The following is a 12,726-nucleotide window of genomic DNA, read 5'->3' on the forward strand; positions in this document are numbered from 1 at the left end:
CCAAAGGGTGCGCAGGCTGGTTCCTATGAAGCTGTCCAGATTATCGATGGTGGCCGTGCTGCTGGCGCTGGCCACGGTGACCCCCGTGTGGGCCCAGGTCGAGCAGCCCGCGGCGGCAACGCCCCCAGATCCCGCAACCATCGTGGCCATCCCGCCCGAACTCGAGGCGCTGGTGCGCGAACGCGTCATCCGGACGACCACTTCGCACGAGCGGCGGCTGGACAAGCTTGTGGACCTGCTGTTCGGTCCGCAAGGCCTCGCCCTCGAATACGATGGCAGCCGGACCCGCACCATCAGCGAGGCGTTCACCGACCGCAAGGCCAACTGCCTGTCGTTCTCGCTCATGTTCGTCGCGCTGGCGCGGCGTGCTGGCATCGATGCCCACGTGCAGGAAACCGACCACGTGCTGGCTTGGCAGGGTGATGGCGTGCTGTATGGCAACGGGCATGTCAACGTCGCTGTGAAGGTCGGGCGCGCGCGCAAGACCGTCGACATCGACCGGAGCGTGGTGAGCATCCGCGGCACCCAGCGGGCGATCTCCGATGAGCGCGCACTTGCGCATTTCTACAACAATCGCGGCGCCGAGCTGATGGGCCAGGGACAATTGCCGGCCGCGGGCCTGCACATGGCCATGGCCATCCGGATGGAACCCGAATTCGTGGGCGCATGGAGCAATCTCGGCGTCCTGCACATGCGCGAGGGTTCCCTGCAGGAAGCCGAGCGCGCCTATCTGGCCGCTCTGGAACGCAACAAGAAGCACGCGCCGGCTTTGTCGAACCTGGTCAATCTGTACCGTCAAGTGGGCGACGACCGGCGTCGGGCCGAATTCGAACGGCGGCTCTATGAAGTGCAGCGCAGGGATCCCTTCCACCAGATCATCCTCGCGCTGAGCTACGAGAAGAGCCACAACTATGCTGCTGCGGTTGAGCACTTCCGCCGCGCGATCAGGCTCAAGGCAAGGGATCACTTCGTTTACTACGGGTTGGCGCGTTCGTACGCGCACCTGGGCGACACCCGGCGGGCCGCAGACGCACTGGTGCGGGCACGTGACGTCGCCGGCGACCAGGGCCACATGTACCAGGCGAAACTCGAACAACTGCGACGCAGCCACGCATCCCTGATGCATTAACGCATCGCCCGCCCTTCACGCGCATAGACGTCGCGCTGGCGATGCGGGTCTGCCGACGGCCTCACCCCAACGCGGATTGGATGCGGCGCGCCTCTTCGCGCAACGCCTCCGGCATGCGCGGGCCGTACTCCTCCAGGCCAGCGCTGATCGCCTCGAACTCCCGGACCCAACTCGCCCGATCGATTCCGAACAGACTCGATTCGGCCTCGTCGGACAACTCGATGCCGTCAAGATTCAGATCGCAGGGACGCGGCATGATGCCGATCGGCGCCTCCTGCCCACCGGCCTGGCCCTGCACGCGGCCGATGATCCATTCCAGCACTCGCAGATTGTCGCCGAAGCCCGGCCACAGGAACCTGCCGTCGCTGCCCTTGCGGAACCAGTTGACGTGGAAGATCTTCGGCAATTGCGCAGCCGGCTGGTCGAACGAGAGCCAGTGGGCGAAGTAGTCGGCGAAGTTGTAGCCGCAGAAGGGCTTCATCGCCATTGGATCGCGGCGGACCACGCCCACCTGGCCGGTGGCCGCCGCGGTGGTTTCCGAACCCATCGCCGCGCCGACCAGCACGCCGTGGGTCCAGTCGCGCGCTTCGAACACTAGCGGCACCAGCGACGCGCGGCGGCCCCCGAACACGATCGCGGAAATCGGCACGCCCTGCGGATCCTCGGCACGCGGGGAATAGCTCGGGCACTGCGCCGCGCTGACCGTGAAACGCGAGTTCGGATGCGCCGCCGGACCGTTGGCCGGGTCGAAGTCGCGGCCACGCCAGTCCTGCGCCGGGGTCCGGTCGTCGAGCCCTTCCCACCACGGCTGTCCGTCGTGGGTTACGGCGACATTGGTATAGATCGTGTCGCGGCCGATCGTGGTCAATGCATTGGGATTCGAGTTCGCACTGGTTCCGGGCGCGACGCCGAAGAAGCCGGCTTCGGGATTGATCGCGTACAAGCGGCCATCGGGACCGGGCCGCATCCAGCAGATGTCGTCGCCGATGGTCCAGACCTTCCAGCCAGCCTCGCGGTAGGACTCTGGCGGGATGAGCATCGCCAGGTTGGTCTTGCCGCAGGCGCTGGGGAAGGCGGCCGCGATGTAGTGGGTTTCACCCTGCGGGTTCTCGATGCCGACGATCAGCATGTGCTCGGCCAGCCAGCCTTCGCTGCGCGCCTGGTGCGAGGCGATGCGCAGGGCGTGGCATTTCTTGCCGAGCAGGGCATTGCCGCCATAGCCCGAGCCGAACGACTTGATCGTCAGCTCTTCCGGGAAATGCATGATGAAGCGACGCTCGGGGTCGAGTTCGCCGATCGAGTGCAGGCCCTTCACGAACGCGCCGCCCTCGCGCTCGATCCTCGCCAGCGCCGCATCGCCCATGCGCGTCATGATCCGCATGTTGGCCACCACGTAGGGCGAATCGGTGATCTCCACGCCGCAGCGCGAGATCGGCGAGTCGATCGGCCCCATGCAGTACGGGATCACGTACATCGTGCGGCCGCGCATGCAGCCGTCGAACAGCGCGTCCATCTTGGCGTGGGCCGCATCCGGCGCCATCCAGTGGTTGTTGGGGCCGGCGTCCTCGCGCTCGGGCGTGCAGACGTAGGTGAGATGCTCGACGCGTGCCACGTCGTCCGGGTCCGAGCGATGCAGCCAGCAACCCGGATGTGTGTCGGCGTTGAGCGCCAGCAAGGTGTCGTCGGCCTGCATCTGCGCGACAAGGCTGTCGTATTCGGCCCGGGTGCCGTCGCACCAGTGGATGCGGTCGGGCCGGGTCAAGGCAGCCACTTCCGCAACCCACGCGTTCAAGGTCTCCAGCGCGGTCGGTGAGGAAGGTTTGCGGATCGCGTTCATGCGGGGAACCTCATGGCTGCGCCGCGGAATCCGCGGGCGCATCATTGGGAATCAGGGTGCTCATGACATGGTCGACGTAGCCTTCGAACTCGTCATGCTGCAGGCGCTGCTGGTGCAGCTGCATGTTGAGCTGGAGGAAGCCGACGTACGCCGCATATGCAAGGCGGGCGCGGTGTTGGGCGTCGGTGCGGCTCAGCCCAGCCTGGCGGAACGACGCGGCCAGCCAGTCGAAGCGGCGTTGGGAGACCCGGCCGATCACCGGACTCACGGTCGGGTGGTCGAGCGCCTTGAGCAGTTCGCTGTAGACGATGTGCGACTTGAATTCATGCGCGACCAGCTGGAACAGCGCGCGCAGGCGTTCGCGCGGATCCGATACGGCTTCGAGCTTGCCGAACACCATTTCCTGCTCGACTGCCTCCCAGCGTTCCAGTGCGGCCTGGAGCAGCGCATCGCGCGATGGAAAGTGCCAATAGAAGCTTCCCTTGGTCACGCCCAGGCGTCGCGCGAGCGGCTCGACCGCGACCGCAGCGACACCCTGCTCGGCGATCAGGTCCAGGGCGGCCTGGGCCCAGTCTTCTGCGCTCAGGCGGCCGTGGCGCTCGGCTTTGGTTGCAGCGGCAACAGTCATGGCACCCAGTGTAACCATACGCCCGTGTCCCCTACAGTATCGAAGTCACTGAAAACGCTTACAAATCCGTATGTTGCGGTGCGCAACGCGATTCAAACGCGTGATTGACAGGCGCGCGCGCGCCTGCCCATACTGCTACGTATGGTACGGGTTGCCGGTGCAGGGGCCGCCCCGCCTATAGTCCATTCCTACGTGTTCCTGGCCGCGCCACGGCCAGCCGGAGCTTCCAATGAGCGTCGCGATCCCGTTCCTGGCCTTCCTGTTCGCCGGCGCGTTCGCCGCCTATCACCGCCTGCGCCTGTGGCTCTGGGCAGCGCTGACCTTGCTGCTGCTGACCGCCTGCTGGTTCCTGGGTGCGGATCCGACCGCCACGCTGGCGGCGGCGGTCATCGTCGCGCTGATCGCGATCCCGCTGCTGCTGCCTTTCCTGCGCAAGCCGTTGATCACCGCGCCGCTGCTCAAGTTCTATACCCGACTGCTTCCGCCCTTGTCGGATACCGAGCGCACCGCGCTGGAATCGGGCACGGTCGGTTTCGAGGGCGAACTGTTCTCGGGCAAACCCGAATGGGACAAGCTGCTCGCGCTACCCAAGCCGCAACTGACGGCGGAGGAACAGGCCTATCTGGACGGTCCGTGCGAAGAGCTGTGCCGCATGGTCGATGACTGGGACATCACCCACGTGCGCGCCGACCTGCCGCCCGAACTGTGGGATTACGTGAAGCGCAACAAGTTCTTCGGACTCAATATCCCGAAGGAATACGGCGGCCTGGGCTTCTCGGCGCTGATGAACCACAAGGTCATCCAGAAGCTCGCGTCGATCTCGACCGTGGTGAGTTCCACCGTCGGCGTGCCCAATTCGCTCGGGCCGGCCGAGCTACTGATGCATTACGGCACCGAAGAACAGAAGCGCCACTATCTGCCACGCCTGGCCGATGGGCGCGAGGTGCCATGTTTCGCCCTGACCGGACCGTTCGCCGGCTCGGATGCGACGTCGATCCCGGACTACGGCATCGTCTGCAAGGGCGTGTGGAACGGCGAGGAAACGCTCGGTTTCCGGCTCACGCTCAACAAGCGTTACATCACCCTGGCGCCGGTGGCGACGCTGATCGGCGTGGCGTTCCGAATGTACGACCCGGACGGGCTGCTTGGCGACAAGCGCGACATCGGCATTTCGCTGGCATTGGTGCCGCGTGATGTTTCCGGCCTGGACATCGGGCGCCGCCACTTTCCGCTCAACTCGCCGTTCCAGAACGGGCCGATCCGTGGCAAGGACATCTTCATTCCGCTCAGCCAGCTCATCGGCGGACGCGAGAAGGCCGGCCACGGCTGGCAGATGCTGATGGAATGCCTGTCGATCGGGCGCTCGATCACCCTGCCCTCGACCGCCAGCGGCGGCTCCAAGATCGGCGCGGTCGTGGTGGGCGCCTATGCGCGCATCCGCAAGCAGTTCGGCCTGTCCGTGGGCCGCTTCGAGGGCGTGGAGGAAGCGCTCGCACGCATCGCCGGCAAGGCCTACGCGATCAGCGCGCTGTCGCAGGCAACGGCGGCCGCCGTGGCGCGCGGCGAGAACCCGGCGGTTCCCTCGACCATCGCCAAATACCACTGCACCCAGATGGGGCGCGAAGTCGCCGTGGACATGATGGACATCCTCGGCGGCAAGGGAATCATCCTGGGACCGCGCAATTTCGCCGGGCGCGCCTGGCAGGCTTCGCCGATCGCGATCACGGTGGAAGGCGCCAACATCATGACCCGCAGCCTGATGATCTTCGGCCAGGGCGCGATCCTGTGCCACCCGTGGGTGCTCAAGGAGATGAAGGCCGCGCAGCTCGCCGACCCAAAGCAGCGGATCGACGAATTCGACTGCAACCTGTTCGGCCATATCGGTTACGCGATCAGCAACGCAGTACGCAGCTGGTGGTATGGCTTGACTAGTTCCAAGCTCGGCGCCGCGCCCGGCGACGACTACACCCGCCGGTTCTTCCGCAAGCTCAACCGCTATTCGGCCGCGCTGTCGGTGATGGCCGACACCTCGATGTTGCTGCTCGGCGGCAAGCTCAAGTTCAAGGAATCGCTGTCCGGGCGCCTGGGCGATGTGCTCAGCCAGCTGTACATCGCCAGCGCCATGCTCAAGCGCTACCAGGACGAGGGCGCACCCGTGGGCGACCAGCCTTTGCTGGCCTGGGCCTTCCACGACGCGGTCAACAAGATCGAAACGGCCCTGTCGGGCGCGCTGCGCAACTTCCCGATCCGTCCGGTCGGCTGGCTGCTATGGCTGGTGATCTTTCCCTGGGGTCGTCGCGCACAAGCACCCAGCGATCGCCTGGGCCATCGCGCCGCCTCGCTGCTGATGACGCCCTGCGACGCGCGCGACCGCCTGGCCGAAGGCGTGTTCATCGCGCCGACCATGCACAATCCCGCCGGCCGCATCAACAGCTATCTGCCCAAGGTCATCCTCGCCGATCCGGTCGAGCGCAAGTTCCTCAAGGCGCTGAAGAACAGCGACATCGAGGCCTGGGAGTTCACCGCCCAGCTCGACGAAGGAGTGAAGGAAGGCTGGATCACCGCCGACGAGCGCAAGCAGCTCGAAGAGCTGCGCGAGATCACCCTGGACGCGATCACCGTGGATGATTTCGATACGGAAGAACTGCGTTCGGCCGGCTACCGCGACCTGTACGGCGAAGGCGCGCGCGCGCCGCGGGCGGCAGCCTGATTCCCGGCCCATCGCACGAGAAACGCCAGTGCCGGCTTCGGTCCTGACGCTCTACAACCGCCTTGCCCGCAATCCGGCCGGCCGCTGGCTGTTCTCGCGCCTGATCTGCCTGAAGGCGCCCTACTTCGCCAGCATCGCCCCGCGCATCGAATCGCTCGAACCCGGTCGCGGCGTGGCGACGCTACGGCACCGGCGCCGTGTGACCAACCATATCGGCAGCGTGCACGCGATCGCGTTGTGCAACCTGGCCGAGTTCATCGGCGGTTTGACGACGGAAGTCAGCCTTCCGGCTTCGATGCGCTGGATCCCGAAAGGGATGACGGTCGAATATCTGAAGAAAGCGATGGGAACGATGCGTGCGGTCGCCACGCCGGAGTTTGCTCCGACTGCATCGGAAACCGGCTATGCGCTACCGGTGCTGGTGGACGTGACCAATACCCAGGGCGAGGCCGTGTTCCAGGCTCGCATCGCGATGTGGGTATCGCCGAAGCCGTCGCCCGGCGCCAGATAGCCGCGCCATGCGCGCATCGCGATCGTCCGGCCTGCGTGGACGCTACACGATTTGCCAGGCCGCAATCGCCAACAGTGCAGGCAACCCCTGCACGAAGAAGATCTGCCGGTTCACGGTCATCGCGCCGTAAACCCCGGCGACCAGGACGCAGGCCAGGAAGAACAGCACGAACTCGCTCGCGCCGGTCGCGATCCCGTACAGCAGACCCACCGCGAGAAAACCGTTGTAGAGCCCCTGGTTGGCCGCAAGCACGCGGGTGGCTTCCGCCTTCTCGCGTGTATTGCGAAAAGTCTTCAATCCCAGCGGCCGGGTCCACAGGAACATTTCCAGGACCAGGAAGTACAGGTGCAGCAGCGCGACCAGCAGGGTCAGCACGGTGGCGACGACTGACATGGATTCCCCAGAACGCGAAGGCCCGCCGCGAGTGTACGCGGCGGGCACATGGATAGGCATTTTCCCGGCGCTCAGTCCAGGGAAAGGGTGAAATCGCCTGAGAAGGTTTCCACCCGGATCTCGCCAGCGCCGCTGCCGTAGCGGGTCCGCAGGCTGGAACCGGGACCGAACTCTTCCTTGTCGACCGTGGCACCGGGAGCCTTGAGACTGCCGCTGAAGCTCTCGGCCTCGACTTGGGCGGACAGCGCGCGCGGCATGTGCAGGCTGAAGTTTCCGCTGACGGTTTCGCCGCGAATCTCGCCGCCATTGGCCAGGCCGACCCGCGCACCGATGTCGCCGGACACGCTGCTGGCCGAGAGGCGACGCACCGCTTCGCCGCGACTGTCCACCTCGACGTTGCCCGAAACGGTCTCAAGATCCAGGGCGCCCTTGAGGCGGCCGCGCAACGTGACATCGCCGCTCACGCTCTCGCTGCTGACGTCCCCGTCCGAATTGAGCGTCAGGGTCTGGTTGCCGCTGACGCTGTCGATGTCGGCAGCACCGGGCGCGCCGGCGAACACGATGTCGCCGCTGACGCTCTGGATATCCAGCTGCGGCGGGGCCACGCCGTCGACATGCACGTCAGCCGCGACCGATTCGATGTCGAGCGATGCCTGTAGCGGAACCTGCAGGATCAGCGTGGTCGGGCCGGTCCGGTCGTTGCGGCCCCAGCCGCCGCGCTCGGGATACTTGGCCTTGACCCGCAGGTTGCCGCGATCGCCGTCGATCTCGAGCTTCTCCACGCCGTCACCGAGCGTGCCGGTCACCTGCACCTCGTTGCGGTTCCAGGCATGCACCTCGATGCGGCCTTTGACGTTTTCGATCTCGACCTTGCCACGCGCATCCAGCGGCCGGGTCTGGTTGATGGGCGTGGCCGCGAAGGCCGGGGCGGCAATGCCGGCCAGCAGGGCCATGGCGAGCAGGTGGAAGCGGATCATGTCGGTTCTCCGGAAATCGGGCGGGTCGGCGCTCAAGGCGCGTCAACTCAAGGTGGCGCGCTGGGTGAGTTCCAGGCGTTTTTCGTAGGTGCGGCGCAGCTGGTCGAGCAGGAAGCGCGCATCGGGATCGCGCGTCAACGCGGTGCGGATCTGCGCGGCACTCTGGTCGAGCTGCTGCAAGGCGTTGCCAGCCGGCGCGGAGGGCGTGCCGGCGGCCTGCAGCTCTCGCAGTGCGGCATCGTATTCGCGGGTGAGCGCATCGGCTTCCCGGTGGATCAGGCGACCGGTCGGGTCGACTTGTTGGACGCCGAAATCCGGACGCTGCTGCCAGGCCACGCCGACTGCCAGCACCAGCGAGGCGGCCAGCGCAAACGGCGCCAGTCGCGCGCCGCGGCGGCGCAGCGGCACCACGTTGCCGGCATCGCCGGATGGCCTGTCGTGCTGCGCGATGCGCGCGGCGATGCCGGGCCACAGATCGTTCGTGGGCATGGTCTCGCGGCGCAGGTCGCGCAGCTGCCACAGGAGTTCCTGGTCGTTGTGATTGGTGTTCATGCGTGTGCTTCCAGTCTGGCGCGCAGCAGGCCGCGCGCGCGATGCAGCTGTGCCTTGGAACTGCCGACCGCCATGCCGAGCTCGTTGGCGATTTCCTCGTGCTTCCAGCCTTCCACGTCGTGCAGCACCAGCACCGCGCGGGCGCGCGGCGGCAACGTGGCGACGGCGCGCTCCAGGTCCAGGCCCAGCGCGGTGGCGTGGCCGGCCGAGTCGACGCTGCCGAGGGCGTCGAAGACATCCTCGCCATCGTCCTGCTGCGGCCGGCTGCGGCGCGAACGCAGTTCCATGAGCGCGGTGTTCACTGCCAGCTTGTGCAGCCAGGTCGAAAAGCGGCTTTCGAACCGATAGCCCGGCAGCGCCTGCCAGGCACGTACGAAGGCTTCCTGGGTGAGATCCTCGGCCCGTGCGCTGGCGCCGCCCACCAGACGCGCGATGACGCCATGTACGCGACCGGTATGACGCCGGTACAGCGCTTCGAAGGCAGACATGTCGCCCGCGGAGGCCAGCCTGGCCAGGGCGTTGTCGGGATCGTCGGCGCCCTGCGGGGCGTCGGTGTCGGCAGGCCAGTTGGTCACGGCGAGAGTCAGCATAGTCCTTGTGATGCCGAGAGACTCCACAAGGTTTAACCGCGTGCCTCCGGGGACTTCAGGCCCGCGATTGACCACATGCCCATCACATTCCGCTACGACCCCGGCGCGCCGGTTCCACCACGGAACCGCGACCCGACAGACCGGTCACCGCGTCGGCCAGCGCGTCCGCACGCCGGCTGCCCCAGGCGCACGCGCCGCCAGCCGATCACGCGACGGCCGCTGTCCCGCCGCCGGGCGCGGTGCGCCCCTCGACCCTGCGCGCCAGGCGGACGCCGACCACCCCGGCTGCGGCAAGCGCCATCGCCCCCACCACGCCGAAGCCGCCTACCGTCACCCCCAGCGCGCGCAGTGCATTGATCGACAGCGCGCAGACCACGTCGCCCGCACGCCACACGGCGGTATCCACCGCGTTCTTGCCCTTGTAGCGCAGCTCACGCGGCACCCGGGTGTACAGGCTCTCGCGGGCGGGCATGACCATGCCGTAGGCCAGGCCGCGGGTGACGATCATGACCAATGCCACCCAGGGGAAGGCGCCGACGAAGGGCACCACAATGGCCTGTGCATGCGGATCTGCGGACAGCGCCATTGCCAGGCAGGCAGCGATCCCTGCCGCGGCCCAGGTGGCGATCACCGGACCGGCGCCATAGCGCATCAGCATCCAGCGGGTCAGGGTGAGCTGGACCACGATCTGCAGGCCATTGGTGGCCAGATCGATGGTCGCGGCGAAGCGGGTACGGTCCACCGCATTGTCGAACGTGGCCCCCGAGTAATCGGCAATCAGCACGTAAGCCACCGTGCCGATCGCATCGCCCAGGACCATCAGCACTGCCATGGCGCGCATGAACGGGTCGGCGAAGATCTGCTTGAGCCCGTCGAACATGCCGCCGCCGAGCGCCGTACCCTGCTGGGCCTGCTCGCCCTTGGCGCCGTGCCGCTGCACCCACCGCCCCAGCACCAGTACGCAGGCCAGCGCCACGCCCAGCAGACTGGCCGACACCAGCAGCAGCGCCGAAACGCCGATCATTTCCACCAGGCCGCGGGTGAGCAAGGGCCCGGCGATCGCCCCGGCCACGCCGCCGATGCCGATCAGCGGGAACAGGCGGCGCGCCTGTTCGGCGTTCCAGATGTCCGCCATGAAGCTCCAGAACACCGAGACCACGAACAGGTTGAACACGCTCAACCAGACGAAGAACACGATCCCCAGGGTGCGCGGGCTGAGCACATCGGCGTTGGCGAACAGGGGCAGGAAACTGACCAGGCAGCCGATGAAGAACAGATAGACCAGCGGCACCACGATCCGCCGTGGAAAGCGCGACACCAGCCAGGCGAATAGCGGCGTGAGCACCAGCATGGCGGCAAACGAGGCGGCGAAGAACCAGGGCAATTGGGTGGAACCCACCGCGGCGGAGAGCTGCTCGCGCACCGGGCGCAGCATGTAATAGGCGGCCAGCACGCAGAAGAAGGCCAGGAACGACCAGCTCGCAGCGCGCCATTCGCCACCCTGCACCCGTTTTCCGGTCGATGGTTCCACGCCGTGCCCGCCTCATGTGCAGCGGGCACGGTAGCCGATCGGGATGTCCGTCGCCATGACGCGCACGATGCCCGGCGCCGTTCGCTGCTCACCGCCCCATCCAGGAAGCGCGCTGCCTCCGCGCCGGAGCATTTGCTCTACCCTCGCCGCCTACCTTCGCCCGACGGCGCTTCCGGAACAGGTCAGCAGTGGCTTTCGACTACATCATCATCGGCGCCGGCTCGGCCGGCTGTGTGCTCGCCAACCGCCTGTCCGAAGACTCCGACTGCAAGGTGCTGCTGCTCGAAGCCGGCCCGCGCGACCGCCACCCCTTTATCCACATGCCTGCCGGCCTGGCCAAGCTGGTCGGCAAAAAGGGCGTGAACTGGGATTACCACACCGCGCCCGAGCCGCAGCTGGACAACCGCACCCTGTGGTGGCCCCGGGGCAAGGTGCTGGGCGGTTCGAGTTCGATCAACGCCATGTGCTACATCCGTGGCGTGCCGCAGGATTACGACGAATGGGCTGCCCAGGGTGCCGACGGCTGGGACTGGGAAAGCGTCCTGCCATGGTTCAAGCGCAGCGAAGGCAACCAGCGCGTCCTTCGACAGGCTCACGATGAGCGTGAATTCGATGCGCTGCATGGCGGCGAAGGTCTGCTCACGGTGTCCGACCTGCGCTACGTCAACCCGCTTTCACATGCCTTCATCGAGGCGGGAACACAGGCGGGCTTCACACACAATGCCGACTTCAACGGACCCCGGCAGCACGGTGTCGGCCTGTACCAGGTCACCCAGCGCGACGGCGCGCGCTGTTCGGCCGCGACCGCCTACCTCGGTCCCGAGGTCAGGCAGCGGCCCAATCTGACCGTCCACACCGGTGCACTGGTCAACCGCATCACCTTCGAGAACGGCCGCCGCGCCAACGGCGTGACCTATTCGATGCTCGGCCAGGCCTTCCACCAGGAAGCCGTGCGGGAAGTGATCGCCTGCGGGGGCGCGATCAACTCGCCGCAGCTGCTGATGCTTTCGGGCATCGGCCCCACCGACGAACTCGCCCGCCACCGGATCCCCGTGATCGCAGCTTCGCCCAACGTGGGCCGCAACCTGCAGGATCACCTCGACATCTGCACCCTGCAGCACTGCGTGCGCGGCGTGAGCTACGACCGGGTCAGCGACCTGAAGATCGCGTTCGACTACTACCTGCGCGGCCGCCGCGGCCCAGGGACCAGCAACATCGCCGAGGCCGGTGGCTTCGTGCGCTCGCGCCTGGCGCCGGACCAGCGCGCCGACATCCAGTTCCATTTCGTACCGGCGATGCTCGACGACCACGGCCGCCATCGCCTGCGCGGCGACGGCTACACCCTGCACGCCTGCTTCCTGCGACCGCGCAGCCGCGGCCGCATCTCCCTGGTCAGCAACCGGGGCAGCGACAGGCCCCGGATCGAGGCCAACTACCTCAGCGATGCGGAAGGCTTCGACCTGCGGATGATGGTCGAATGCGCCAAGGCCTCGCGCGAGATATTCGCGCAGAAGGCCTTCGATCCGTACCGCGGCACGCCGATCTTCCCCGCCCGCAACGATCTGAGCGACGACGAGCTGGTCGAGTTCATCCGCGCCAAGGCCGAAACTGTGTACCACCCGGTCGGCAGCTGCCGCATGGGCGGCGATGATGAGTCGGTCGTCGACCCGCAACTGCGGGTACGCGGCGTGGAAGGCCTGCGCGTAGTTGACGCCTCGGTGATGCCGACCCTGATCGGTGGCAACACCAATGCTCCCACGATCATGATCGCCGAGCGCGCCGCACACCTGATCCGCAACCCATCCTGACCGGTTCAGCGAGGCGAATGGCCGCCGATCGTTCCCGCTTGCAGCCAGCGAAACTGAATA

At 66.9% G+C, this 12,726-nt stretch carries 11 protein-coding genes; 4 read left to right on the forward strand and 7 right to left on the reverse strand.

Annotation, left to right across the window (positions count from 1 at the left end):
* Positions 1–25 precede the first annotated feature (25 nt).
* Entirely contained in the window at positions 26–1,129 is a 1,104-nt protein-coding gene (locus MC375_RS00195) for a tetratricopeptide repeat protein (protein WP_242101273.1), read from the forward strand.
* A 61-nt stretch (positions 1,130–1,190) separates the two neighbouring features.
* On the opposite strand, the gene MC375_RS00200 is transcribed toward MC375_RS00195, so the two are convergent.
* A complete protein-coding gene (locus MC375_RS00200) occupies positions 1,191–2,966 on the reverse strand; it encodes a phosphoenolpyruvate carboxykinase (GTP) (protein ID WP_242101274.1) in 1,776 nt (591 codons plus the stop codon).
* Between the two features lie 10 nt (positions 2,967–2,976).
* Positions 2,977–3,594, reverse strand: a complete 618-nt coding sequence (locus MC375_RS00205; RefSeq protein WP_242101275.1) for a TetR/AcrR family transcriptional regulator — start codon at positions 3,592–3,594, stop codon at positions 2,977–2,979.
* A 229-nt stretch (positions 3,595–3,823) separates the two neighbouring features.
* On the opposite strand from MC375_RS00205, the gene MC375_RS00210 reads away from it, so the two are divergent.
* Both MC375_RS00210 and MC375_RS00215 read left to right on the forward strand, forming a co-directional pair.
* Positions 3,824–6,304 carry an acyl-CoA dehydrogenase gene (locus MC375_RS00210; protein ID WP_242101276.1) on the forward strand — a complete coding sequence of 827 codons (2,481 nt, stop codon included), beginning with the start codon at positions 3,824–3,826 and terminating at the stop codon, positions 6,302–6,304.
* A gap of 28 nt (positions 6,305–6,332) precedes the next feature.
* Positions 6,333–6,815 (forward strand): hotdog fold domain-containing protein, encoded by a 483-nt coding sequence (locus MC375_RS00215; RefSeq protein WP_242101277.1) that lies wholly within the window; start codon positions 6,333–6,335, stop codon positions 6,813–6,815.
* Positions 6,816–6,857: 42 nt separating this feature from the next.
* Here MC375_RS00215 and MC375_RS00220 read toward each other — a convergent pair whose 3' ends face one another.
* The 5 genes from MC375_RS00220 to MC375_RS00240 all read right to left on the reverse strand — a co-directional run bounded on the left by MC375_RS00220 (position 6,858) and on the right by MC375_RS00240 (position 10,858).
* Positions 6,858–7,208, reverse strand: a complete 351-nt coding sequence (locus MC375_RS00220; protein WP_242101278.1) for a DUF1304 domain-containing protein — start codon at positions 7,206–7,208, stop codon at positions 6,858–6,860.
* Positions 7,209–7,279: 71 nt separating this feature from the next.
* Positions 7,280–8,185 (reverse strand): DUF4097 family beta strand repeat-containing protein, encoded by a 906-nt coding sequence (locus MC375_RS00225; protein WP_242101279.1) that lies wholly within the window; start codon positions 8,183–8,185, stop codon positions 7,280–7,282.
* A 42-nt stretch (positions 8,186–8,227) separates the two neighbouring features.
* Positions 8,228–8,737: a hypothetical protein gene (locus MC375_RS00230; protein WP_242101280.1), complete on the reverse strand. Its 510-nt coding sequence runs from the start codon at positions 8,735–8,737 to the stop codon at positions 8,228–8,230.
* Positions 8,734–9,327, reverse strand: a complete 594-nt coding sequence (locus tag MC375_RS00235; protein ID WP_242101281.1) for a sigma-70 family RNA polymerase sigma factor — start codon at positions 9,325–9,327, stop codon at positions 8,734–8,736. The genes MC375_RS00230 and MC375_RS00235 overlap by 4 nt, the downstream gene beginning before the upstream one ends.
* Before the next feature lie 205 nt (positions 9,328–9,532).
* Positions 9,533–10,858 (reverse strand): MFS transporter, encoded by a 1,326-nt coding sequence (locus tag MC375_RS00240; RefSeq protein ID WP_242101282.1) that lies wholly within the window; start codon positions 10,856–10,858, stop codon positions 9,533–9,535.
* A gap of 188 nt (positions 10,859–11,046) precedes the next feature.
* On the opposite strand from MC375_RS00240, the gene MC375_RS00245 reads away from it, so the two are divergent.
* On the forward strand, positions 11,047–12,666 hold the full coding sequence (locus MC375_RS00245) for a choline dehydrogenase (RefSeq protein ID WP_242101283.1): 1,620 nt from the start codon (positions 11,047–11,049) through the stop codon (positions 12,664–12,666).
* Positions 12,667–12,726 lie beyond the last annotated feature (60 nt).

Origin of the sequence: Lysobacter sp. M2-1, assembly GCF_022662495.1 — a bacterium.
In the GTDB taxonomy this organism is placed as follows: domain Bacteria; phylum Pseudomonadota; class Gammaproteobacteria; order Xanthomonadales; family Xanthomonadaceae; genus JAKPBU01.